Here is a 23,710-nt window from a genome sequence, read left to right as displayed (position 1 = left end):
GGCCCCGCGACGCGGAATTGGCCTGCACGCAGCCGGCGGCGCAGGCTGTGGCAGGTGGGCAGGCTTCCATTCTAGCAATTCCTGTCGTTTTCCGGGTCGCTCTCGTGGCCTTGCGTCCACCTGCCGGACCTGTCGGCCGGCGGGCGGATGTGGCGCGTAATGCCTTACAGATAGAACATTTCTTCCTTGGGCGGAATCGGGTTGTCGCCGCCGCGCTTCTCGTAATACTCGTACACGGCTTCGAGCACTTCCTGCGGTTCGTCGACGATCTTCATCAGGTCCAGGTCGTGCTCCGCGATCAGGCCCATCGGCAGCAGCGTGAAGCGGAACCAGTCCAGCAGGCCCTTCCAGAACCGGCTGCCGTACATCACCACCGGCACCGAGCGCGACTTGCCGGTCTGCACCAGCGTCAGCACCTCGGCCAGTTCGTCGAGCGTGCCGAATCCGCCCGGCATGACGATGAACGCGTCGGAATTCTTCACGAAGGTGACCTTGCGCGTGAAGAAATGGCGGAACCGCATGGCGATGTCCTGGTACGGATTGCCCTGCTGTTCGTGCGGCAGTTCGATGTTCAGGCCCACGCTGGCGGACTTGCCGGCGTGCGCGCCCTTGTTGGCCGCTTCCATGATGCCGGGGCCGCCGCCGGAGATCACCGCGAAGCCCGCGTCCGAGAACAGCCGGGCGATTTCGATGGTCTTCTGGTAGTACGGCGAGTCCTCGCGCAGGCGCGCGCTGCCGTAGATGGAGACGGCCGGGCGGATCTCCGAGAGGTACTCGGTGGCCTCGATGAACTCTGCCATAATCGTGAACATTTGCCACGAGGCGCGCGCCTTCTTGGCCGTCGCACGGTCTTCGTCGGCCAGTGCACGCAGGCTTGGGATCATCTTGCGCGGATTCGCGCGCGCTGCCGCCGCACGCGCGGCAGCTTCCTGTTCTTCGGGGTTCTTGCCGGCAGCCGCGGCATCGGCCTTGGCGGCGATGGCTGCGGCATGCGCCGAGGCTTTGCCGGGCGGCGGATTCACCGTGTTACCGGAAATGTCGGAAACATCCGTGTCGGCGAGGGGCGCTGAATCAGCGCCGCCAATGGGGGCACCAGTCAATTTAGAGTCCATGGGAATGTCGGATAGTCCAAAAACACTCTTGCTCGTCGATGGGTCGAGCTATCTGTATCGCGCGTATCACGCGCTGCCGGACCTGAGGAATGGCGAAGGTCTGCCCACAGGGGCAATCTACGGCATGATCAACATGTTGCGCAAGCTGCGCAACGATTACCCGGCAGAGTATATCGCCTGCGTGTTCGACGCCAAGGGCAAGACGTTCCGCGATGATCTCTATCCCGCATACAAGGAACATCGCCCGTCGATGCCAGAGGACCTGGCCCGCCAGATCGAGCCGATCCACGAGGCGGTGCGCGCGCTGGGCTGGCCGATCGTGGTCGTCGAAGGCGTGGAAGCCGACGACGTGATCGGCACGCTGGCCTGCCAGGCCACGCAGCAGGGCGTGCGCACGGTTGTATCCACGGGCGACAAGGACCTGGCGCAGCTGGTCAACGACAGCGTCACGCTGGTCAACACGATGAGCGGCGAAGTCCTGGACCCGCCGGGCGTGGTGACCAAGTTCGGCGTGGCGCCCGAGCGCATCGTCGACTACCTGTCGCTGATCGGCGATGCCGTGGACAACGTCCCGGGCGTGCCGAAGGTGGGCCCCAAGACCGCCGTGAAGTGGCTGACCGAATACGGCACGCTCGACAACATCATGGCCAGTGCCGATGGCATCAAGGGCGTGGTGGGCGAGAACCTGCGCAATACGCTGGACTGGCTGCCGCGCGCCCGCGAACTGGTCACGGTCAAGACCGATTGCGACCTCGGCGACGCCGTGCCCGACTTTCATGCGCTGCACGACCTGGGCGAGGACAAGGACAAGCTGGTGGCGTTCTTCCAGCGCTACGGCTTCAAGACCTGGCTGCGCGAAGCCACCGGCGAGTCGCTGCCGAATGCGCGCGCCGCCGCCGCCCGTGCCACGCCACGACCGGCACAAGGCGGTCTGTTCGATACCGCACCGGGTGCCGCCGAGGACCCGCCCGCCGAAGACCTGCCGCCGGCCGAGATCCGCTACGAAACAGTGACCACCGAAGCCGCGCTCGATGCGTGGCTGCGGAAGCTGGTGGACGCGCCGCTCGTGGCGATCGATACCGAAACCACGTCGCTCGATCCGATGCTGGCCGAACTGGTGGGCATCTCGGTGTCGGTGGAGCCGGGCGAGGCCGCCTACATTCCCGTGGCGCATCGCGGCCCCGACGTGGCCGGCCTGGAGAACCAAGGCCAGCTGTCGCGCGAATACGTGCTCGACAAGCTGCGGGCGTGGCTGGAAGACCCGTCGCGCCCCAAGCTGGGCCAGCACCTGAAGTACGACGCGCACGTGTTCATGAACCACGGCATCACGCTGCGCGGTATCGCGCACGACACGATGCTGGAAAGCTACGTGCTGGCGTCGTACCGCAACCATGGCATGGACAGCCTGGCCGAGCGCCTGCTGAGCCTGAAGACGCTCACCTACGAAGAAGTGTGTGGCAAGGGCGCCAGCCAGATCGGCTTCGACCAGATCGACCTGCAGCGCGCCACCGAATACGCGGCCGAGGACGCCGACGTCACGCTGCGCCTGCATCGCAAGATGTTGCCGCAACTGGAGCGCGCCGAGGGCCTGAAGTACGTCTACGAAGGCATCGAGATGCCGGTGTCGGTGGTGCTGCAGAAGATCGAACGCAACGGCGTGCTGATCGATGCCGACAAGCTGGCCGCGCAGAGCGCGTCGCTGGGCCAGCGCATGCTGGAAGCCGAGCAGGCCGCGCACGAGGCAGCCGGCCAGCCGTTCAACCTGGGGTCGCCGAAGCAGATCGGCGAGATCCTGTTCAACCAGATGCAGCTGCCGGTGGTCAAGAAGACCGCCAGCGGCGCGCCGTCCACCGACGAAGAGGTGCTGCAGAAGCTGGCGGAGGACTACCCGCTGCCGAAGCTGCTGCTGGACTACCGGGCGCTGTCCAAGCTCAAGTCGACCTACACCGACAAGCTGCCGAGGATGGTGAACCCCAGGACGGGCCGCGTGCATACCAGCTACGGCCAGGCCACGGCGGTGACGGGCCGGCTGGCGTCGACCGATCCGAACCTGCAGAACATCCCGGTGCGCACCGAGGAAGGCCGCCGCATCCGCGAGGCGTTCATCGCCGGGCCCGGCAATGTGATCGTGTCGGCCGACTATTCGCAGATCGAACTGCGCATCATGGCGCATATCTCGGGCGACGATAACCTGCTGCGCGCGTTCGCCAACGGCGAGGACATCCACCGCGCCACGGCCGCCGAGATCTTTGCCGTGGAGCGCGAGGCCGTCACCAGCGAGCAGCGCCGCTACGCCAAGGTGATCAATTTCGGCCTGATATTCGGCATGAGCGCGTTTGGGCTGGCCAGCAACCTGGGCATCGAGCGCGAGGCGGCCAAGCACTATATCGACCGCTACTTCATGCGCTATCCGGGCGTGGCCAACTATATGGAGGAAACGCGCCAGAAGGCGCGCGAGCAGGGTTACGTCGAAACCGTGTTCGGCCGCCGCCTCTGGCTGCCCGACATCCGGGGCGGCAACGGCCCGCGCCGCCAGGCCGCCGAGCGTGCCGCCATCAACGCGCCGATGCAGGGCACGGCCGCGGACCTGATCAAGCTGTCGATGATCGCCGTGCAGGACTGGCTGGAAACCGACAGGCTCGCGTCGCGCCAGATCATGCAGGTGCACGATGAGCTGGTGCTCGAAGTGCCGCAGGCCGAGTTCGACCTCGTGAAGACGAAGCTGCCCGAGCTGATGTGCTCGGTGGCCACGCTCAATGTGCCGCTGGTGGCCGAAGTCGGCAGCGGCGCGAACTGGGAAGAAGCGCACTAGCGGCCGCACCCGCGGCCTGGCCGCGCGCAGCAGGCACCCTGGGGCGCACTTCCCGGGGGCGCCCCGGCAGCACAGTCGCGCATGCGCCGCTGGGGCACAGATCGCCGCGTCGGCGCTGTCTGCCGCGCGATGCCGATGTATGCAAAGAAGTACTGTCTGAATCGACGCGGGAAGGCTTGCCAGCCGTGCTGCTCTGCAGCACACTGGCAGCAAGCCAGCCGTTTCCTGGCAGTACCAGCCGCACACAGAACATCGGCCTCGCGGTGCGAGACCACAACAGAAAGACGCCGCAGGGGCCTGCACCGGTTTTCAAATTGAAAACATCGGGTAGACCATGAGCAACGCACAAGGCAGAGAGGAAAGCGCCCCCACTCCTATCGACACTACCGCGGGCGGCACGCAAGTCAGCGTGGCACCGCGTCCTTCTAACCTCCCGCACCGGATCATCGTGGTCGGCGGCGGGGCCGGTGGGCTTGAACTCGTGACGCGGCTCGGCGACAAGCTGGGCAAGTCGCGGCGCGCACAGGTGACGCTGGTCGACCGCATGCCCACGCACATCTGGAAGCCGCTGCTGCATGAAGTGGCTGCCGGCAGCATGGATCCGAATACCCACCAGCTCGAATATGCCGCCCAGGCACGCTGGCACCATTTCGACTTCCAGCAGGGCGAACTGACCGGCATCGACCGCGCCCGCAAGATCGTCAACGTGGCGGCCTGCATGGATCAGGATGGCACCGAACTGCTGCCCGCGCGCGAACTGCCGTACGACACGCTGGTGCTGGCCATCGGCTGCATCACGCATTTCTTCAATGTGCCCGGTGCCGCCGAACACGCCATTGCGCTCGATACCGTGGACCAGGCCGAACGCTTCCGCCGCAAGCTGATCGCGGCCTGCGTGCGCGCCCAGAACGGCAAGGGGCGTATTGGTGCCGATGGACGGCCGCAGGTGGACGTGGCCATCATCGGCGCCGGCGCCACGGGCGTGGAGCTTTCGGCGGAACTGCGCAATACCGCCCACGTGCTCAACGCCTATGGGCTGCACCACCTGGACCCCCGCCGTGACGTGCGCATCCATGTGATCGAGGCCGGTCCGCGTATCCTGCCGGCGCTGTCGGAGCGTGTCTCCGCCGAGACCACCAAGCTGCTGCGCAAGCTCGACGTTGACGTGTTCACGTCGGAGCGCGTCACCGAGGTCACGGGCGATGCCGTGCTCACGGCCAGCGGCAAGCGCATCGATGCGGACCTGACCGTGTGGGCGGCCGGCATCACGGCGCCAGGCGTGTTGCGCACGCTTGGTCTGCCGGTCAGCAAGATGGGGCAGCTCGTGGTGGGCCCCACGCTGCAGACCGAAACCGACCCGGACGTGTTCGCATTCGGCGACTGCGCGGCCGCGCCGTGGCCCGAGAAGCAGACCACGGTGCCGCCGCGCGCCCAGGCGGCGCATCAGCAGGCCACGTTCCTGTACGACGCGCTGCGCGCCCGGCTCGACGGCAAGCCGCTGCCGAAGTTCGGCTTCAAGGACTTCGGCTCGCTGGTGTCGCTGGGGCACTTCAGCGCGGTGGGCAGCCTGATGGGCGGCCTGATCGGTGGATCGATGTTCATCGAAGGCCTGATGGCGCGCTTCATGTACACATCGCTGTACCGCATGCACGTGCTGGCGCTGCACGGCGCCATCGGCATGGGGCTCGACACCGTGACGCACTGGCTGCGCAGCAAGACCAGCCCGCGCGTGAAGCTGCACTGACCGCGCGCGGAGCCCAAAAGAGGCCCGGATCAAACGCGATGGCCGCCAGCCACGCCAAGGCGTGCGCTGGCGGCCATGTTTGCTTAGAATCGACGGCGCCGCGCTTGCGTCACATGCCCAGATGACGCGTGCGGTGCCCTCGATGCCACGGAGACCCTCATGCTGAAGCCCGAAGTCGAAAGCCTCGTTCCCGGTCAATCGTTTGACCGCCGCAGTTTCGTCAAGACCGCGCTGGGCTCGGCCTTTGCGGCAGCCGTCCTGCCGGTGACGGCGCAGACGATCAAGACGGATTTCAACGGCCTGACTGCCGGCGAAGTCACCGTGCCATCGAACGGCTTCAACATGCCGGTCTATCGCGCGCAGCCCGAAGGCAAGAAGAACCTGCCAGTCGTACTGGTGATCAGCGAGATCTTCGGCGTTCACGAGCATATCGCCGACATCTGTCGCCGTTTCGCCAAACTGGGTTATCTGGCCATCGCCCCGGAGCTGTTTGCCCGCCAGGGCGACCCCGCCAGCTACGGCACGATCCAGGAACTGCAGGCCAACATCATCCAGAAGGTGCCCGATGCCCAGGTGATGGGCGACCTCGACGCCTGCGTGGCGTGGGCCGGCGCGAACGGCGGCGACCTGAACCGGCTGGCCATTACCGGATTCTGCTGGGGCGGGCGCATCACGTGGCTATACACGGCACACAGCAAGCGCGTGAAGGCGGGCGTGGCGTGGTACGGCCAGCTGGTGGGCCAGCCCAACGCGCTGAAGCCGAAGAATCCGGTCGATATCGCGGGCGACCTGCACGCGCCGGTGCTGGGTCTGTACGGCGGCAAGGACACCGGCATCACGCAGGAGCATGTGTCCCAGATGAAGGCCGCGCTGGCCGAATCGTCGAACCCGAACGCCAGGGCGTCGACCTTCGTGGTCTATCCGGAAGCCGGTCACGCGTTCCACGCCGACTACCGCGCCAGCTACGTGGAAGCGGCAGCCAGGGACGGCTGGCAACGCTGCCTGGCCTGGTTCAAGGAACACAAAGTCGTTTGATCCGGGCGGGATTACCCCCTGCATCCGCGCGGGTGATTGCAAAGAGGGTGCCGAGGTACGTACAATGCGGACTTTCGCGTTTTTGCAACCATGTTGCGTTAGTGCGCGAACGTAGTCAGTCGGCGACGACTGCCCGGCTGTCGGGCGGGGGCCGGTCCGGGAGTTCATCATCCATTCCACGCTTTTGTACATCTTGCTGGCGGCGACCATTTCGGGCGTCGGCAGCATTTTCGGCGCGGCGCTGCTGTCGCTGACCGTGGCTTCGCGCGTGGTGGAGCGCATGGTGAGCTTCTCGGTGGGCGTGCTGCTGGCGACGGCCCTGCTGCATTCGTTGCCCGAAGCGTTCGAGTCCGGTGCCGACCCACGTGCGCTGTTCGGCACGCTGCTGGCCGGGCTGCTGGGCTTTTTCCTGCTGGAAAAGATCTCGCTGCTGCGCCATTCGCATCACCACGAGGGCGACGGGCATCACCACCATCATGGCCATGACCGCGAGGAAGCGGGACGCAGCGGCCTGACCATCCTGGTGGGCGACACGTTCCACAACTTCGCCGACGGGATTGTCATCGCCGCCGCGTTCCTGGCCGATCCGCATATCGGTCTGGTGACGGCGCTGGCGATTGCCGCGCATGAAATCCCGCAGGAAGTGGGCGACTTTATCGTGCTGCTGAACGCGGGCTTCTCGAAGGCGCGGGCCTTCGCGTTCAATCTGCTGTCGAGCCTGGCCGCCATCCTGGGCGGCATCGTGGGCTACTTCCTGCTGGATCAGCTGACGGGCTGGATTCCGTATGTGCTGGTGATTGCGTCAAGCAGCTTTGTCTATATCGCCGTGAGCGACCTGATGCCGCAGATGCAGCGCAAGCCGCGTCTTAAGGAATCGGCGGTGCAGGTGGTGTTGGTGGCGGCCGGTATCGCGGCGATCGTCTTTATCACCAACGGCGTGCACGAGCAGCACGCGCATGGCCACTCGAAGGCCAAAACAGAAGCGGCGTCAAACTGAACTGACGCCGCTTTCTTGCTGGGCCGTCTGGCACCCTCAGGTGCCGCTACCCGTCGCCACGGGGCGCTTGGGATCGGCACACCATTCGCTCCACGACCCCGGATACAGGGCCGCATCGGTCAGCCCGGCCACTTCCATGGCCAGCAGGTTGTGGCAGGCGGTCACGCCCGAGCCGCATTGCATCACCGTGTCGGCGGGCGTCTTGCCGCCGAAGACCTGGCCGAATTCCGCACGCAGCTGATCGGCCGGTTTGAAGCGCCCATCCGCGGTCAGGTTGTCCTTGAAGAATCGATTGGCGGCGCCGGGAATGTGGCCGCCCACCGGGTCGAGCGTTTCGTTTTCGCCGCGGAAGCGGTCGGCGGCCCGCGCATCGACCACCAGCAGCGCCCGCTTGTCCAGGTTTTCCAGCAATGCGGCGGCATCGACGGTACGTACCAGCGACGCGCGGCGCGTGAGGTTGCCACCGGTTTCCGGATCGGGCGTAACGCCCGGTTCCAGCGGCAGGCCTGCCGCCAGCCAGGCCGCCTTGCCGCCGTCGAGCACGGCCACGGTGCCGTGGCCGACCCAGCGCGCCAGCCACCAGAGCCGGGCGGCATACATGCTGCCCTGTGCATCGTAGGCGACGATCAGCGTGTCGTCGTTGACACCGAGCGCACGCAGCCGCGCCACGAACAGATCGGCATCGGGCAGCGGGTGGCGGCCATTGAAGCCGGTCTTCGGGCCGGATAGCTCATTGTCCAGATGCAGGTAGAACGCCCCCGGCACATGGTTTTGCTGGTACATCTCGCGGCCGGCGGCGGGGTTGGCCAGGTCAAACGAGCAATCGATGACGACCACGTGCTGCCGGGCCGAGGCGCGCAGCTGGTTCAGTTCGATGGCGGAAATCAGCGGTGATGGCATGAAGAACCTGTCTCGCGTTGAGTGGGAAGTCGATGCCAATGCTACACCGCCGCCTCCGCGCGCGCGTCAGACCTCGGGATGCACTTCCGCCTCGGGCGACTTGACCGGCGTGGCTGGCGTGGGATGCTTGTCGGTATCGCGGGCGCGCGTGAGCGTGGTGGCAATGCCACTGGCCACGATCAGCGCCATGCCCAGCCACGAGATCCAGTTGAGCCGGTCGTCCCAGACCAGCATGCCCCACAGGCTTGAAAACACGATGCCCGCGTATTGCAGGTTGGCCGTCAGCAGCGTGTTGCCGCGCTTGTAGGCACGTGTCATCGACGTCTGCCCCAGCGTGGCCAGGATGCCGATGGCCAGCAGCAACCCTGCGCCGTGCCAGGTGTGGTGGCTGACGCCAGTGAACAGCATCCAGACCAGGCCGCAGACCAGGCCCACGGCCGAGAAGTAGAACACGATGCGGCCCTCGGGCTCGCCCAGCTGGCCCAGCTGGCGCACTTCCACATAGGCCAGCGCCGTGAACACGCCGGACACCAGGCCGATCATGCCGCCCGCCAGCTGGTCCTTGCCCACCGAGGGCTGCAGCAGGCAGATCACCCCCGCGAACGACAGCAGGATGGCGCCGATCAGCTTCTTGTCGGTGCCGCCGCGCGTGCCGGCCAGCGCCGCGCCCGCGCCCAGGATCAACGCGATCCACACGGGCGACATGTAGTTCAGCGTCATGGCCGTGGCCAGCGGCAGCAGCGTGATCGATGTGAACCAGAGCAGCAGGGCGGTGACGCCAAAGAGGCTGCGCTTGATGTGGGTGACCATGTGCGGCGTGCGCACCGAAGTGCCTTGCGACGACAGCAGGACCCACATGATCGTCACGCCGATCAGGCTGCGGTAGAAGACGATCTCGCCCGTCGTGTAGAGCTCGGCTGCCAGCTTGACGCCCACCCCCATCAAGGAAAATGCGAAGGCGGCAAACAACATCCAGAGCGATTGCATGGCGAAACGGGGCGAGACGGCGTGGAAAGGGGGCGAAATCCGGAAAATCGTTGATAAAGCAACGATCGAGCAGCGATTCTATCAGTGCGCCGACCGCCGCTCCAATGCAAAACGGACCGTTTTCACGGTCCGTTTCGTGTTGTCCACAGTTTTACGGGCGATCACTGCACCACTGTTGCGAACGTTCAGCGGTTGCGGTAGTCCATCGCACGCCGATACCACTCGTGGAAGTGCTGCATGCCGTCTTCCATCGGCGACTGGTACGGGCCGGTCTCGCTGATGCCGCGCTTCATCAGGGCCAGGCGGCCGGCGTCCATGCGTTCGGCAATCTCGTCGTCCTCGATGCACGTCTCCATATAGGCAGCGCGCTCGGCCTCGACGAACTCGCGCTCGAACAGCACGATTTCCTCGGGGTAGTAGAACTCCACGACGTTGCGCGTCTTGCGCGGGCCCATCGGGTGCAGCGTCGAGATGCACAGCACGTTCGGATACCACTCCACCATGATGTTGGGGTAGTAGGTCAGCCAGATCGCGCCATGCTTCGGCAGCTTGCCGTTGTTGAAGCGCAACACCTCGTCGTGCCACTTCTGGTAGGTCTGGCTGCCCGGGCGCTCCAGACCCTTGTGCAGGCCCACGGTCTGCACGCTGTACTGCTCGCCGAACTCCCACTTCAGGTCGTCGCACGACACAAAGCTGCCCAGGCCGGGGTGGAACGGCACGACGTGGTAATCCTCCAGATAGACCTCGATGAAGGTCTTCCAGTTGTAGTTGCACTCGTGGACTTCCACGTGGTCCAGCATGTAGCCGTCGAAGTTGAGATCCTCGGCCACACCCATGCGGGCCAGGTCGGCGCGCACGTCGCGCTCGCCTTCGAACAGCATGCCGTTCCAGTTCTGCAGCGGCGACCGGTTCAGGCGCACGCAGGGCTGTTCCGCAAAATGCGGCGCACCCAGCAGTTCGCCCTGCAGGTCGTAGGTCCAGCGGTGCAGCGGGCAGACGATGTTCCTGGCGTTGCCGCGGCCATTCATCATGATGGCCTGGCGGTGGCGGCAGACGTTGGACAGCAGTTCGATGCCGTCCGGGTTGCGCACCAGCACGCGGCCCTCGTCTTCGGCGGCCAGCGTCTGGAAGTCGCCGGTTTCCGGCACCATCAGTGCATGGCCGACGTAGCCCGGGCCCTTCTTGAACAGCAGTTCGAGTTCTTGTTGATGCAGCGCCTCGTCAAAGTAGACGTCGACGGGCAACTGCGAATCAGCCGGCGCGAGCTTGAGCGCGGTGCTGAGATTGGACATTATCCCCACTCCCTATGAACAGGCGAAAGCAGTGAACAACCCAACCATCGAAAAATGAATCGATTTGGGAAACCGTGTCAGACGATCGGCATCCGCACCGGTTCCCTTTCTGCCTGACCAGTCTGGCGGCGAAAAGTGCGTCCTGGACGCAACGGTCGGATCTCGCTGACGAGCCCGGGATTGTACCCGAGCCCAAAAATTAAGGGCCTGATTTTTTTGGGTTTTTAGCGAAAAAGTCGACCCGGGTCGTCATGGAGGTGCCCCTTCAGCCGCATTCCGAAAGACGACCCGGGCGCACACGTCACTTCCATGTCAAAAGACTGTGTCAAGGGCGCGATCCGGACACCCGGTTTCCATGAAGTGGATAAGACTGTTCTGCGGCCCGGCCCCGGATTGGCGTAAAATCGCGAATTCCCCTGATCAAGGCCTGACATGCCAAGAACGACGACCGCCCCGGTCCAGCCTGAAGATACGCCGGCCGCCAGCGCGCCGCCGGCTTCCTATGAGGCCGCAATGGCCGAGCTGGAAACCCTGGTGGCGAGCATGGAAAGCGGCGAATTGCCGCTGGAAGCGTCCCTGGCGGCATACCGTCGCGGCGCGGAGCTCGTCCGTTTTTGCCAGCAAAGCCTGGAGCGGGTGGCCCAGCAGGTCAAGGTTCTGGAGGGCGATGCCCTGAAACCCCTGGCCGGCGAGCCACGTTCCGATAACAACAGCGCAGATTTCGAATGAGCGATTTCGCTACCTGGATGCGGGCGCAAGGCGCCCGGACCGAGGCCGCCCTGGACGCCGCACTGCCGTCCACGGACACAATTCCACACACCTTGCACGAGGCCATGCGCTATGCTGTTCTCGGCGGTGGCAAGCGGGTGCGCCCGCTGCTGGTTCATGCCGCGGGCGAGGTGGCGGGTGCGGCACCCGAAGCCTGCGATGCCGCTGCGTGCGCGGTCGAGATGATCCACGCCTATTCGCTGGTTCACGACGACATGCCCTGCATGGACGACGACGACCTGCGCCGCGGCCGGCCGACGGTCCACAAGGCCTACGACGAAGCCACGGCACTGCTGGTGGGCGATGCCCTGCAGACCCAGGCCTTCATCGTGCTGGCACAACTGCCGGCGCTGGGCGCCGAGGCGCGCCTGAAGCTGGTGGCCGAACTGGCCATGGCGTCGGGTTCGGTGGGCATGTGCGGCGGCCAGGCGATCGACCTGCAGAACGTGGGCCTGGCGATGACACGCGACGCACTGGAAGGCATGCATCGCATGAAGACCGGTGCCCTGCTGCGTGCCAGCGTGCGCATGGGAGCGTTGTGCGGAAACATCGATCCGGCCGGTCTGGCGGCGCTTGACCAATATGCGGCGGCCGTGGGATTGGCTTTCCAGGTGGTGGACGATATTCTCGACGTCACTGCAGATACGGCAACGCTCGGCAAGACCGCCGGGAAGGATGCCGCCAACGACAAGCCGACCTATGTGTCGCTGCTTGGTCTGGATGCCGCACGCGAGCTGGCTGCCCAGCTTCGCACCGACGCCCACGAGGCGCTGGCGGGATTCGGCGCACGCGCCGGCCGGCTGGCCGAACTGGCCGACCTGATCGTGCTGCGCTCAAACTGAACTGAAAAGCCGGACACACAGAATCCGGCGGCCGAACGGACATCATGACCTACACGCTGCTCAACAATATCGACGACCCCGCGGACCTGCGCAAGCTGGACCGCCGCCAGCTCGGCACGCTTGCCGACGAACTTCGTGCCTACGTGCTGGAATCGGTCTCGCAAACCGGCGGTCACCTGTCGTCCAATCTGGGCACGGTGGAGCTGACCATCGCGCTGCACTATGTGTTCGACACGCCGAGCGACCGCATCGTCTGGGACGTGGGTCACCAGAGCTACCCCCACAAGATCCTGACCGGCCGCCGCGACCGCATGTCGACGCTGCGCCAGTACGGTGGTATCTCCGGCTTCCCGCGTCGCTCGGAAAGCGAATACGACACGTTCGGCACGGCCCATTCGTCGACCTCGATCTCGGCCGCACTGGGCATGGCCCTGGGCGCGCGCACGATGGGTCACAAGCGCGTGGGTATCGCCGTGATCGGCGATGGCGCGATGACCGCCGGCATGGCCTTCGAGGCCATGAACAACGCCGGGGTCTACAAGGACCTGCCGATGCTGGTGGTGCTGAACGACAACGACATGTCGATCTCGCCGCCGGTTGGCATGCTGAACAAGCACTTGGCCCGCCTGCTGTCGGGCCAGTTCTACGCGGCCACCAAGAAGGGCATCGAGAAGGTACTGTCGGTGGCGCCGCCGGTGCTCGAATTCGCCAAGCGCCTGGAAGAACATGCCAAGGGCATGGTCGTGCCGGCCACGCTGTTCGAGGAATTCGGCTTCGACTACATCGGCCCAATCGACGGTCATGACCTGGAATCGCTGGTGCCGACGTTGCAGAACATCCGCCAGCGCGCCCTGGAAGGCCACGGCCCGCAGTTCCTGCATGTGGTGACCAAGAAGGGCCAGGGCTACAAGCTGGCCGAGGCCGACCCGATCCTGTATCACGGCCCGGGCAAGTTCAACCCGGCCGAGGGTATCCGCCCGTCGGCCAAGCCGTCGCGCAAGACGTACACGCAGGTGTTTGGCGAATGGCTGTGCGACATGGCCGCCGCCGACAAGCGCCTGATCGGCGTGACGCCGGCCATGCGCGAAGGCTCGGGCATGGTGGAGTTCGAGAAGCGTTTCCCGGACCGTTACTACGACGTGGGCATTGCCGAACAGCACGCCGTGACGTTTGCCGGCGGCCTGGCCTGCGAGGGCCTGAAGCCGGTGGTGGCGATCTACTCGACGTTCCTGCAGCGTGGCTACGATCAACTGATCCACGACGTGGCGCTGCAGAATCTGCCGGTGGTGTTCGCGCTGGACCGCGCCGGCCTGGTCGGCGCCGACGGTGCCACGCACGCCGGTGCGTACGATATCCCGTTCCTGCGCTGCATCCCGAACATGATGGTGATGACGCCGGCCGACGAGCAGGAATGCCGCCAGTTGCTGACCACCGCCTACCAGCAGGATTGCCCGACCGCCGTGCGCTACCCGCGTGGCGCTGGCGTGGGCGTGGCCACCGAGGCCGCGCTGACGGCGCTGCCGCTGGGCAAGGGCGAGATCCGCCGCGAAGGCCAGGCGCGCGCCGGGCAGCGTGTGGCCATCCTGGCATTCGGTTCGATGCTGCATCAGTCGCTGACGGCCGCGGATTCGCTCGATGCCACCGTGGCCAACATGCGTTTCGTGAAGCCGCTGGACGTCGACCTGGTCAAGCAGCTGGCCGCGAACCACGACTACCTGGTCACTGTGGAAGAGGGCGCGACGATGGGCGGCGCCGGCAGCGCCGTGCTCGAAGCACTGGCCGAGGCCGGCATCGAGATCCCGACGCTGGTGCTGGGCCTGCCCGACAAGTTCATCGATCATGGCGATCCGGCTTTCCTGCTGTCGCAGTGTGGCCTGGATGCCGCTGGCATTGCGCGTTCGGTGCGCGAGCGTTTCGCGCTGACCGAGCAACCGGTGAAGGTGGCCACGCGCGTCGCCTGACTGCCAGTCGCAGCAAGCTGTAGCCGGAGCCGGCGCGGATTATCCGCGCCGGTTTTGTTTTGGCTGTCGGCAAACGGCAGGAAGCTGCATTGCCGGGGCATTGTCCGCATGAAATACGCAGAATGACGCGCGGGCGCGGCAGCACCTTCCAATATTGCGTAGAATCGCCATTCCCATTTTTGTGTTCGCAACTGCGGGCCGGCGCCCCCCTGGTTTTCTGTCCGGACCGTCGTTTCACACTCGTTGCGCGGCGTGGAGAAATCCTGCGAAAACGCCGCGACCGTAAGGATGGCCGTCATCCCCTGACGACGTCCTGGAGGAAACCGTAGATGAATGACATCAATCCCGCCTTCGTGATGCCCGACGTGCAATCGAGCGTCGATACCCGCCAGATCGTGATCCAGCGTGTGGGCGTCAAGGGCGTGCGATATCCGCTGACACTGAAGACGCCGGCTGGCGACATCGGCACCGTTGGCACGTTCAACCTGGACGTGCGTCTGCCGGCGGACCAGAAGGGCACGCATATGTCGCGTTTCGTGGCGCTGCTGGAAGACAACCGCGCGCCGCTGGACCTGGCCGGCTTCCGTGGGCTGCTCGACGACATGCTGGTGCGCTTGGAAGCCGATGCCGGCCGCATCGAGGTATCGTTCCCGTACTTCATCAGCAAGACCGCGCCGGTGTCTGGCGTGCAGTCGCTGCTGGACTACGAAGTGACGCTGGCTGGCGAGAAGTGCGACGGGCAGACGCGCCTGTTCCTGACCGCGCTGGTGCCGGTGACGAGCCTGTGCCCGTGCTCGAAGAAGATCTCGCAGTATGGCGCGCATAACCAGCGATCGCACATCACCATGCAGGTGGAACTGGCTGGCGACCTGGATGTGGAAACGCTGGTGCGCATGGCCGAGGAAGAAGCTTCGTGCGAGCTGTGGGGTCTGCTCAAGCGGCCCGACGAAAAGTTCGTGACCGAGCGTGCCTACGAAAACCCGAAGTTCGTGGAAGACCTGGTGCGCGACATCGCCATGCGTCTGAACGCCGATGACCGGATCGTGGCCTACACGCTGGAAGCCGAGAACTTCGAGTCCATCCACAATCACAGCGCCTACGCCGTGATCGAGCGCGACAAGCGCGTCGCGTAAGCGTTCGCGGCAGCTCCCCGTGTCCGCCGGGCGCGGGCGGGGAGAACTAGCTTTCCTGCGTAGCCGGCGTGCCGGCAGGGTCCGGCAGACGGATGTCGGACAAATCCCAGCGCGGCGTGACGCCGTAGTCGTAGCCATGGCGCGCCAGCTGGGGCGCGGCCTGCAGGCGCATGGCGCCGGCAAAGGCGATCATCGCGCCGTTGTCGGTGCAAAACGCCAGGTCGGGGTAGTACACGTCCACCTTGCGACGGCGGCCCATCTCGTCGAGCCGCGCGCGCAACTGCCGGTTGGCGCCGACGCCGCCGGCCACCACCAGCCGCTTGTGGCCGGTCTGCTTGAGCGCGTTGAACGACTTCGCGGCCAGTACGTCGACGATGGCATCGACAAACGAGCGCGCCAGGTTGGCCCGGTCCTGCTCGCAGGCGTTGCCGAGCTTGCGCGTCTGGGTCAGCACGGCGGTCTTGAGCCCCGCGAACGAGAAATCGAGATTGCCCGAGTGAAGCATCGGCCGCGGCAGCTCGAACGCGCCGGGATTGCCGAATTCGGCCAGCCGCGACACCTCGGGGCCGCCCGGATAGCCCAGGCCCAGCAGCTTGGCGGTCTTGTCGAACGCTTCGCCGGCGGCATCGTCCAGCGTTTCGCCCAGCAGCGTGTAGTCGCCAATGCCTTTGACTTCCATCAGTTGGGTGTGGCCACCAGATACCAGCAGTGCGACAAACGGAAACGGCGGCGGGGCATCGGTCAGCAGCGGCGAGAGCAGGTGGCCTTCCAGATGGTGGACGCCCACCATCGGCACACCCAGCGCAAAACCGAGCGCGTTGGCCACCGATGCGCCCACCAGCAGCGCACCGGCCAGACCGGGGCCCTGGGTATAGGCGATGGCGTCGATGTCCTTGCGCTGGCGGCCGGCGTCGTCCAGCACCTGCTGCAACAGCGGCAGCACGCGGCGGATATGGTCGCGCGACGCCAGTTCCGGCACCACGCCACCGTATTCGCGATGCATGGCGATCTGCGAGTGCAGCGCATGCGCCAGCAGACCGGCCCCGGTGTCGTAGAGGGCCAGCCCGGTTTCGTCGCAGGAGGATTCGATACCGAGGACAAGCATGGAAATTCTGGTGCGGCCGGACGGGTTCGGGCTGCAACTGCAGCGATCTTGCCGGCAAAAATCGGAAGGCCAGCAGGGTAGCACACCCTGACCCCATGCGCTCGGGTGGCCGTCATTCGCTACAATCGCGGCTTCTTGAAAGGGTGACATGACACAAGGCAGGAAAGACCGGTTCGACGTGGCGGTGCTGGGCGCAGGGGCGGCCGGCATGATGTGTGCCGCCGTGGCCGGCCAGCGCGGCGCGCGGGTGGTGCTGATTGACCATGCCACGCGGCTGGCCGAGAAGATCCGCATCTCTGGCGGCGGCCGTTGCAACTTCACGAACCTGCAGGCCGGCCCGGCCAACTACCTGTCGTCAAATCCCCATTTCTGTCGGTCGGCGCTCGCGCGCTACACGCCGCAGGATTTCCTGGGCCTGCTGCGCCGCTACGACATCGGCTGGCATGAAAAGCATCGCGGCCAGCTGTTCTGCAACGACAGCGCCGAAGACATCATCCAATTGCTGCGCGCAGAATGTGATGCCGGAGGCGTGCATTGGCAGACCGGCTGCACGATCGACGAGATCGGCAAGGAGGGTGACGACTACCTGTTGCTGACCGCGCAGGGCACGGTGCGCGCCGGGGCAGTGGTGGTGGCCACCGGCGGGTTGTCGATTCCGAAGATCGGCGCGACCGATTTTGGCTATCGCATCGCTCGCCAGTTCGGACTCAAGGTCGTGGAAACCCGCCCGGCGCTGGTGCCGCTGACGTTCGACGGTCAGGCCTGGCAGCCGTTCGTGCCGCTGGCCGGGGTGTCGATGGAGGTCGATATCGCCACCGGCAGCGGCAAGTCGGCCGGCGCCTTCAAGGAAGACCTGCTCTGGACCCACCGGGGTCTGTCCGGGCCCGCAGTGTTGCAGATTTCCAGCTACTGGCGGCCCGGCACCCCGATCGAGATCGACCTGTTCGATGGCGAGGACGCCGCCGACTGGCTGATCGGCCATAAAAAAGGCGGCCGCAAGCATCTGGATAATCTGCTGGCCGAACGCCTGCCGTCGCGGTTGGCCGACGCCTGGTGTGCCGCCGTGGGTCTGCAGGGCAAACAATCAGTGGCCGACATGCCCGACAAGGCGCTGCGCCAGCTTGGCGAGGCGCTCAACCGCTGGCGCCTGGTGCCGTCCGGCACCGAGGGCTACAAGAAGGCCGAGGTCACGCTAGGCGGCGTGGACACCCGCGGGCTATCGTCGTCGACCATGATGGCGCGTGACGTCGATGGCCTGTACTTCATCGGCGAAGTGGTGGACGTGACCGGCTGGCTGGGCGGCTACAACTTCCAGTGGGCCTGGGCATCGGCCGTGGCGGCGGGCGAGGCCGCGGCCGAGGCGGTGCGGGGCGGGTCCGCCTAGGCGGCGCGCATGCAGCGGTGCGGGCCATGCGCTACAATCGGCGCTCTCGCACATGACCGGTGAGGCGCTTCGTTCCCTTTTGCCGACGCCTTGCTTCCGCAAGAAACCCGCTACGGGCCATGGCTCCGGCGGGTTTTTGCGTTATGGTCCCAGTTGCTACCCATTTTTCGGAAGATTGCCATGTCCCTGAAAGCCCGCATAACTGAAGACATGAAGACCGCCATGCGCGCCCGCGAAACCGAGCGCCTCGGCACCATCCGCCTGCTGCAGGCCGCCATCAAGCAGCGTGAGGTGGACGAGCGCGTGGAACTGGACGACGCCGCGGTGACTGCCGTGATCGACAAGATGATCAAGCAGCGCAAGGACTCCATCAGCCAGTTCGAGCAGGCCGGTCGCGACGATCTGGTGGCCAAGGAAAAGGCCGAAGTCGATGTGCTGGTGGCCTATATGCCCGCCCAGCTTTCGGAAGCCGAAGTGGCCGCCGAAGTGCAGAAGGCCGTGACTGAAGCGGGCGCCACCGGCCCCCAGGACATGGGCAAGGTCATGGGCCTCGTGAAAGCCCGCCTGGCCGGCCGTGCCGACATGACGGCGGTATCGGGTCTGGTCAAGGCTGCCCTCGCCCCGAAATAATTGACAGTTCGGTCAGATATAAGCAGGATTATCAGTTGCGAAGCACGGAGTTGGCGCCGTATTGAGGGGACTTGGCGCCCAATGTCGGCCGGGGCCGGCATTTCGTTGCGGCTGCACTACAATGATTCGATGGCTGCCGGGCGACGTTCCGGTCACGCATTCCAGAAAAATGGCCGCCGGCCGGTCCGGCAGGCCTTGGCATCAGGACGGTCAGTCGGGTGATTCCGCAATCCTTCATTCAGGACCTGCTTAACCGCGTAGACATTGTCGACGTGGTGGGCAAGTACGTGCAGTTGAAGAAGGGCGGGGCCAACTTCATGGGCCTGTGCCCGTTCCACAACGAAAAATCCCCGTCGTTCACGGTATCCCCGACCAAGCAGTTTTATCACTGCTTTGGGTGCGGCGCGCATGGGTCGGCCATCGGCTTCCTGATGGAGTATTCGGGCCAGTCGTACCCCGACGCGGTGCGGGAACTGGCGCAGTCGGTAGGGTTATCCGTTCCCGAGGAACGCAACAGCCTGCCGCCCGCCCAGCGCGCGGAACAGCAGGCCAGATCGGTGGCACTGAGCGACGCCATGTCGCGGGCCACCGAGTTCTACAAGAAACAGCTACGCGGTTCGCCGCAGGCCATCCAGTACCTGAAGGGTCGCGGCCTGACCGGAGAGATCGCGGTGCGATTCGGGCTCGGTTACGCGCCCGACGACTGGCAGGGCCTGGAGGCTGTTTTCGGCTCGTATCGTGACGATGCGACTGCAGCGCCACTTGTTGAAAATGGCCTGCTGATCGAATCCCAGGACAAGCGCGACGCCGACGGCAAGCCGCGCCGTTACGACCGGTTCCGCGACCGCATCATGTTCCCGATCCGAAATACCAAGGGCAACGTGATCGGGTTCGGCGGCCGCGTCATGGGCCAGGGTGAGCCTAAATACCTGAACTCCCCCGAAACACCGCTTTTCAGCAAGGGAACGGAGCTCTACGGGCTGTTCGAGGCGCGTCATGCCATTCGCGAGAACGGCTACGTGCTGGTGGTGGAGGGATACATGGACGTGGTGGCGCTGGCGCAGCTTGGCTTTGCCAACGCGGTGGCCACGCTCGGCACGGCCTGTACGGCGATCCACGTGCAAAAGTTGCTGCGCCAGACCGATGCCGTGGTCTTCTCGTTCGATGGCGATGCCGCCGGACGCCGGGCGGCGCGGCGTGCGCTCGAAGCCTGCCTGCCGCATGTCGCCGACAACAAGACCATCCGCTTTCTGTTCCTGCCCGCCGAGCACGATCCCGACAGCTATGTGCGCGAAGAGGGGACCGACGCCTTCGCGCGCCAGGTGCAGAACGCGATGCCGCTGTCGCGTTTTCTGCTCCAGATCGTGACAGAAGACCAGGACCTGCGGCAGCCCGAAGGCCGCGCCCGTGCCCAGTTCGAAGCCAAGCCGCTGCTCCAGGCCATGCCGGCCGGGGGTCTGCGGCTACAGATTGTGCGCGAACTTGCCGATGCTACCGGTACGACGCCGGCCGAGATCGAGGCGGTGTGCGGGCTGGGCAGCGATTCGTCGCGCGTCGGCCGCTTCTCGCAGCCGCGTCCCCGCGCCAGGCGCCAGGCGCCGACCGGGCTGGAGCAGCAGGTGATCCAGCTCCTGATGAGCTACCCGTCGCTGGCAAGCCGGCTTGACGAGGACGCCCGCGCCTTGCTGCTCGATCCCCAGCGGCCCGAAACCGAAGTGCTTGCTCACTTGGTGGCGGCCTGCGACGGCATCCAGGGCACCATGAATTTTGCGGCCTTCAACGAGCAATTGGCCCAGACGCCTTACGCGGACGTCTACGCCGCCGCCCGGGCAGCCGTGCTGAAGGAAGAAATGGAAGAGGCGCTTGCGACACTTGAATTCGACGGCGCCGTACACAAGCTGCTGGCAGATCCGCTGCAGCGCGAACTGGAGACATTGCTGGCCGCCATCCAGGCCGGCACCGCCAATGAGGACGACAAGGCGCGCTATCGCTGGCTGATGCCGGAAGTCCAGCGCCGTCGCCAGATGGGATGGCGGCCCGTCAATGCGGAAGACGAGTAGTAGCCGTCACACGGCACACGATAAAAGGCAGCGCACAGGTTTTTCGGCTTGAGCCGCGCATGTGACCCCAACTGACGGACAAATCCGGGGTCTAACCGCTTAAGCCTTGATTTTTCAGGTGAAAACCTCACCTGACAGGAAGCCGGGGATTGGTGACGTGCTACAATGCCCGGTTTGGATTGCGAAATCTCTCTCCAGTACTGGCGAAAGTGAGCGTGCCAATGGCAAAGGCCAAAGCAACCGAAAGGGCAGCCGGGAAGGCTCCCTCCAAAGCTCCCCAATCAGGGAGCGGCAAGGCGTCCGTGAAAACAACGGCGGCGAAGACATCGACCGCGTCAGTCAGGACGACATCAGCCCGGTCTGCGCCAGCAAAGTCCGCGCGTAGCGTTTCAGCGCCCGCCGGAACCACTTCCGCCAGGAATCGCACATCCGAAAAATCAAAGCCCTCGACTTCGGCACGCGAGAGCGGCAGCAGCGCCAATACAAGCGGCAGTGATGCCGCTGCAACAGTGAAAGGCAAGAGTATCACCGTGGCGAAACAGCAGAATACCGAAGTCGAGAGCAAGCGTGCGGCAACGACGGCCGGCACCCGGACCAGCAGCGCCAAGGGTGGCGCCGCTGCCACCGCGCCGAAAGCCCGTGCCGCAACTCCCGCACCCGTTGCATCGGAGCGCCCCGCCGCCCCGGCCGTCAAGCCCGAGCCGAAGAAGCGCGGCCGCAAGCCCAAGGCCGAGATGCAGCAAGAAGACAGCACCATCGAAGACGTGACTGAAGAGTTTTACGACAACGACGCGCCCGCCTCCACGCCCGCGGCGGCCCCCAAGACCGAGAAGCAGAAGGCCAAGGACCGCAAGGCCAAGGAAAAGGCGCTGCTCAAGGAATTCGCTTCGTCCAACCAGGCCGGTAGCGAGGAAGAACTCGAGGTCCGCCGCCAGAAGCTGAAGGCGCTGATCAAGCTGGGCAAGTCGCGCGGCTACCTGACCTATGCGGAAATCAACGATCACCTTCCGGACGACATGGTCGATTCGGAAACGATCGACACGCTGGTCGCCACGCTGAACGACATCGGCATCGCCGTCTACGAACAGGCGCCGGACGCCGAGACGCTGCTGCTGAACGACAACGCCCCGTCGGCCACCAGCGAGGAAGAGGCCGAGGAAGAGGCCGAAGCCGCGCTGTCCACCGTCGATTCCGAATTCGGCCGCACCACCGACCCGGTCCGCATGTACATGCGCGAAATGGGTACCGTGGAACTGCTGACGCGCGAAGGCGAAATCGAGATCGCCAAGCGTATCGAAGCCGGTCTGAAGGACATGGTCATGGCCATTTCGGCCTGCCCGGTCACGATCTCGGAAATTCTGGCCAGCGCCGAGCGCATCGCCAACGAAGAGATGAAGATCGACGAATTCGTCGATGGCCTGATCGATCCGAACGCCGAGGAAGTCCAGGACAACTCGCCGGCCGCCGCGGCCGCCTCCGCTGACGAGGACGAGGAGTCGGAAGACGGCGACGACGAGGAAGGCGACGACGAAGACGACGACGAAAACGGCGCCGGCGCCGGGGCATCCGCCCGTCAGCTGGAAGAGCTGAAGGTTGCTGCGCTGGAGAAATTCCGCATCATCGCCGAGCAGTTCGACAAGATGCGCCGTGCCTTCGAGAAGGAAGGCTACAAGTCCAAGCCGTACGTGAAGGCCCAGGAAGCGATCCAGGCCGAGCTGATGGGCATCCGCTTCACCGCGCGTAACGTCGAGCGTCTGTGCGACACGCTGCGCGGCCAGGTGGACGAAGTCCGCAAGCTCGAACGTGCCATCCTGAACATCGTGGTCGACAAGTGCGGCATGCCGCGTGCCGACTTCGTTGCCCGCTTCCCCGGCAACGAGACGAATCTGGACTGGATCGAGACCATCGTCGCCGACAACAAGCCGTACAGCACGATCGTCGAGCGTAACGTGCCGGCCGTGCACGAGCTGCAGCAGAAGCTGATCGACCTGCAGGCCCGCGTGGTGCTGCCGCTGAAGGAGCTGAAGGACGTCAATCGCAAGATGTCCGAAGGCGAGAAGCGCGCCCGCGAAGCCAAGCGCGAAATGACCGAGGCCAACCTGCGTCTGGTGATCTCGATCGCGAAGAAGTACACGAACCGTGGCCTGCAGTTCCTGGATCTGATCCAGGAAGGCAACATCGGCCTGATGAAGGCGGTGGACAAGTTCGAATACCGTCGCGGCTACAAGTTCTCCACGTACGCCACGTGGTGGATTCGCCAGGCCATCACGCGCTCGATCGCCGACCAGGCCCGCACCATCCGTATCCCGGTTCACATGATCGAAACGATCAACAAGATGAACCGGATCTCGCGCCAGATCCTGCAGGAAACCGGCAACGAGCCGGACCCGGCAACGCTGGCCGAGAAGATGGAAATGCCCGAGGACAAGATCCGCAAGATCATGAAGATCGCGAAGGAACCGATCTCCATGGAAACGCCGATCGGTGACGACGACGATTCGCATCTGGGCGACTTTATCGAGGACACGAACACGCTGGCCCCGGCCGAAGCGGCGCTGCATGGCTCCATGCGCGACGTGGTGAAGGACGTGCTCGACAGCCTGACGCCGCGCGAAGCCAAGGTGCTGCGCATGCGTTTCGGCATCGAAATGAGCACGGACCACACGCTGGAAGAAGTCGGCAAGCAGTTCGACGTCACCCGCGAGCGTATCCGCCAGATCGAGGCCAAGGCACTGCGCAAGCTGCGCCACCCGAGCCGGTCCGACAAGCTGAAGAGCTTCCTGGAAGGCAGCTAAGCATCACGCCTTCTAAGGGCCTCTAGCTCATGCCTGGTTAGAGCAGCGGACTCATAATCCGTTGGTGCCGTGTTCGACTCACGGGAGGCCCACCATTGAAACAAAAAGGGGTTACGGTTGATGCCGTAACCCCTTTTTTTGATGAAATTCCGA

The 23,710-nt window shown here is 65.0% G+C and carries 18 protein-coding genes and 1 tRNA gene; 13 read left to right on the top strand and 6 right to left on the bottom strand.

The genetic code is table 11. The annotated features are described in order from the left end of the window. Positions 1–164 precede the first annotated feature (164 nt). Positions 165–1,112 carry an LOG family protein gene (locus D9X30_RS27910; RefSeq protein WP_175459820.1) on the bottom strand — a complete coding sequence of 316 codons (948 nt, stop codon included), beginning with the start codon at positions 1,110–1,112 and terminating at the stop codon, positions 165–167. Positions 1,113–1,116: 4 nt separating this feature from the next. Here D9X30_RS27910 and polA point away from each other — a divergent pair, with 4 nt between their 5' ends. From polA to D9X30_RS27890, 4 genes are all read left to right on the top strand, one after another. Next, entirely contained in the window at positions 1,117–3,924 is a 2,808-nt protein-coding gene (gene polA, locus D9X30_RS27905) for a DNA polymerase I (protein WP_153945549.1), read from the top strand. Between the two features lie 334 nt (positions 3,925–4,258). Then, positions 4,259–5,668 carry an NAD(P)/FAD-dependent oxidoreductase gene (locus tag D9X30_RS27900; protein ID WP_153945548.1) on the top strand — a complete coding sequence of 470 codons (1,410 nt, stop codon included), beginning with the start codon at positions 4,259–4,261 and terminating at the stop codon, positions 5,666–5,668. 159 nt (positions 5,669–5,827) lie between these two features. Continuing rightward, positions 5,828–6,703, top strand: a complete 876-nt coding sequence (locus tag D9X30_RS27895; protein ID WP_153945547.1) for a dienelactone hydrolase family protein — start codon at positions 5,828–5,830, stop codon at positions 6,701–6,703. Between the two features lie 184 nt (positions 6,704–6,887). Continuing rightward, positions 6,888–7,700: a ZIP family metal transporter gene (locus D9X30_RS27890; protein WP_153945546.1), complete on the top strand. Its 813-nt coding sequence runs from the start codon at positions 6,888–6,890 to the stop codon at positions 7,698–7,700. Positions 7,701–7,736: 36 nt separating this feature from the next. Here D9X30_RS27890 and D9X30_RS27885 read toward each other — a convergent pair whose 3' ends face one another. From D9X30_RS27885 to D9X30_RS27875, 3 genes are all read right to left on the bottom strand, one after another. After that, a complete protein-coding gene (locus tag D9X30_RS27885) occupies positions 7,737–8,600 on the bottom strand; it encodes a sulfurtransferase (RefSeq protein WP_153945545.1) in 864 nt (287 codons plus the stop codon). 66 nt (positions 8,601–8,666) lie between these two features. After that, positions 8,667–9,587, bottom strand: coding sequence for a DMT family transporter (locus tag D9X30_RS27880; RefSeq protein WP_153945544.1), 921 nt, complete (start codon positions 9,585–9,587; stop codon positions 8,667–8,669). 185 nt (positions 9,588–9,772) lie between these two features. Beyond that, positions 9,773–10,879 (bottom strand): aromatic ring-hydroxylating oxygenase subunit alpha, encoded by a 1,107-nt coding sequence (locus D9X30_RS27875; protein WP_153945543.1) that lies wholly within the window; start codon positions 10,877–10,879, stop codon positions 9,773–9,775. Positions 10,880–11,311: 432 nt separating this feature from the next. Here D9X30_RS27875 and D9X30_RS27870 point away from each other — a divergent pair, with 432 nt between their 5' ends. From D9X30_RS27870 to folE2, 4 genes are all read left to right on the top strand, one after another. Continuing rightward, entirely contained in the window at positions 11,312–11,608 is a 297-nt protein-coding gene (locus D9X30_RS27870) for an exodeoxyribonuclease VII small subunit (protein WP_153945542.1), read from the top strand. Continuing rightward, positions 11,605–12,489: a polyprenyl synthetase family protein gene (locus tag D9X30_RS27865; protein ID WP_153945541.1), complete on the top strand. Its 885-nt coding sequence runs from the start codon at positions 11,605–11,607 to the stop codon at positions 12,487–12,489. The genes D9X30_RS27870 and D9X30_RS27865 overlap by 4 nt, the downstream gene beginning before the upstream one ends. 44 nt (positions 12,490–12,533) lie before the next feature. After that, positions 12,534–14,450 (top strand): 1-deoxy-D-xylulose-5-phosphate synthase, encoded by a 1,917-nt coding sequence (gene dxs / locus D9X30_RS27860; RefSeq protein ID WP_153945540.1) that lies wholly within the window; start codon positions 12,534–12,536, stop codon positions 14,448–14,450. A 329-nt stretch (positions 14,451–14,779) separates the two neighbouring features. Beyond that, positions 14,780–15,583, top strand: a complete 804-nt coding sequence (gene folE2, locus D9X30_RS27855; protein ID WP_153945539.1) for a GTP cyclohydrolase FolE2 — start codon at positions 14,780–14,782, stop codon at positions 15,581–15,583. A 46-nt stretch (positions 15,584–15,629) separates the two neighbouring features. On the opposite strand, the gene tsaD is transcribed toward folE2, so the two are convergent. Beyond that, positions 15,630–16,688, bottom strand: a complete 1,059-nt coding sequence (tsaD, locus tag D9X30_RS27850; RefSeq protein WP_153945538.1) for a tRNA (adenosine(37)-N6)-threonylcarbamoyltransferase complex transferase subunit TsaD — start codon at positions 16,686–16,688, stop codon at positions 15,630–15,632. A gap of 148 nt (positions 16,689–16,836) precedes the next feature. Between tsaD and D9X30_RS27845 the strand changes: the two genes are divergently transcribed. The 3 genes from D9X30_RS27845 (at position 16,837) to dnaG (ending at position 20,762) form a co-directional block, all read left to right on the top strand. Then, positions 16,837–18,072, top strand: coding sequence for a BaiN/RdsA family NAD(P)/FAD-dependent oxidoreductase (locus tag D9X30_RS27845; RefSeq protein ID WP_153945537.1), 1,236 nt, complete (start codon positions 16,837–16,839; stop codon positions 18,070–18,072). Positions 18,073–18,252: 180 nt separating this feature from the next. Next, a complete protein-coding gene (locus D9X30_RS27840; protein ID WP_153945536.1) occupies positions 18,253–18,702 on the top strand; it encodes a GatB/YqeY domain-containing protein in 450 nt (149 codons plus the stop codon). Positions 18,703–18,920: 218 nt separating this feature from the next. Beyond that, positions 18,921–20,762 (top strand): DNA primase, encoded by a 1,842-nt coding sequence (gene dnaG / locus D9X30_RS27835; RefSeq protein WP_249641105.1) that lies wholly within the window; start codon positions 18,921–18,923, stop codon positions 20,760–20,762. A gap of 160 nt (positions 20,763–20,922) precedes the next feature. Here the strand turns inward: dnaG and D9X30_RS27830 are convergent, their stop codons facing one another. Further along, on the bottom strand, positions 20,923–21,282 hold the full coding sequence (locus D9X30_RS27830; protein ID WP_249641104.1) for a hypothetical protein: 360 nt from the start codon (positions 21,280–21,282) through the stop codon (positions 20,923–20,925). Here D9X30_RS27830 and rpoD point away from each other — a divergent pair. After that, positions 21,272–23,557, top strand: a complete 2,286-nt coding sequence (gene rpoD / locus D9X30_RS27825) for an RNA polymerase sigma factor RpoD (protein WP_249641103.1) — start codon at positions 21,272–21,274, stop codon at positions 23,555–23,557. The genes D9X30_RS27830 and rpoD overlap by 11 nt on opposite strands. A 16-nt stretch (positions 23,558–23,573) precedes the next feature. Further along, positions 23,574–23,652 (top strand) — tRNA-Ile (locus D9X30_RS27820). Positions 23,653–23,710: the final 58 nt, after the last annotated feature.

Origin of the sequence: Cupriavidus sp. U2 (genome assembly GCF_009663685.2) — a bacterium.
GTDB classification, from domain to species: domain Bacteria; phylum Pseudomonadota; class Gammaproteobacteria; order Burkholderiales; family Burkholderiaceae; genus Cupriavidus; species Cupriavidus necator_C.
Note: the sequence above shows the minus strand (reverse complement) of the source record. Positions and strands in the feature narration are given on the sequence as shown.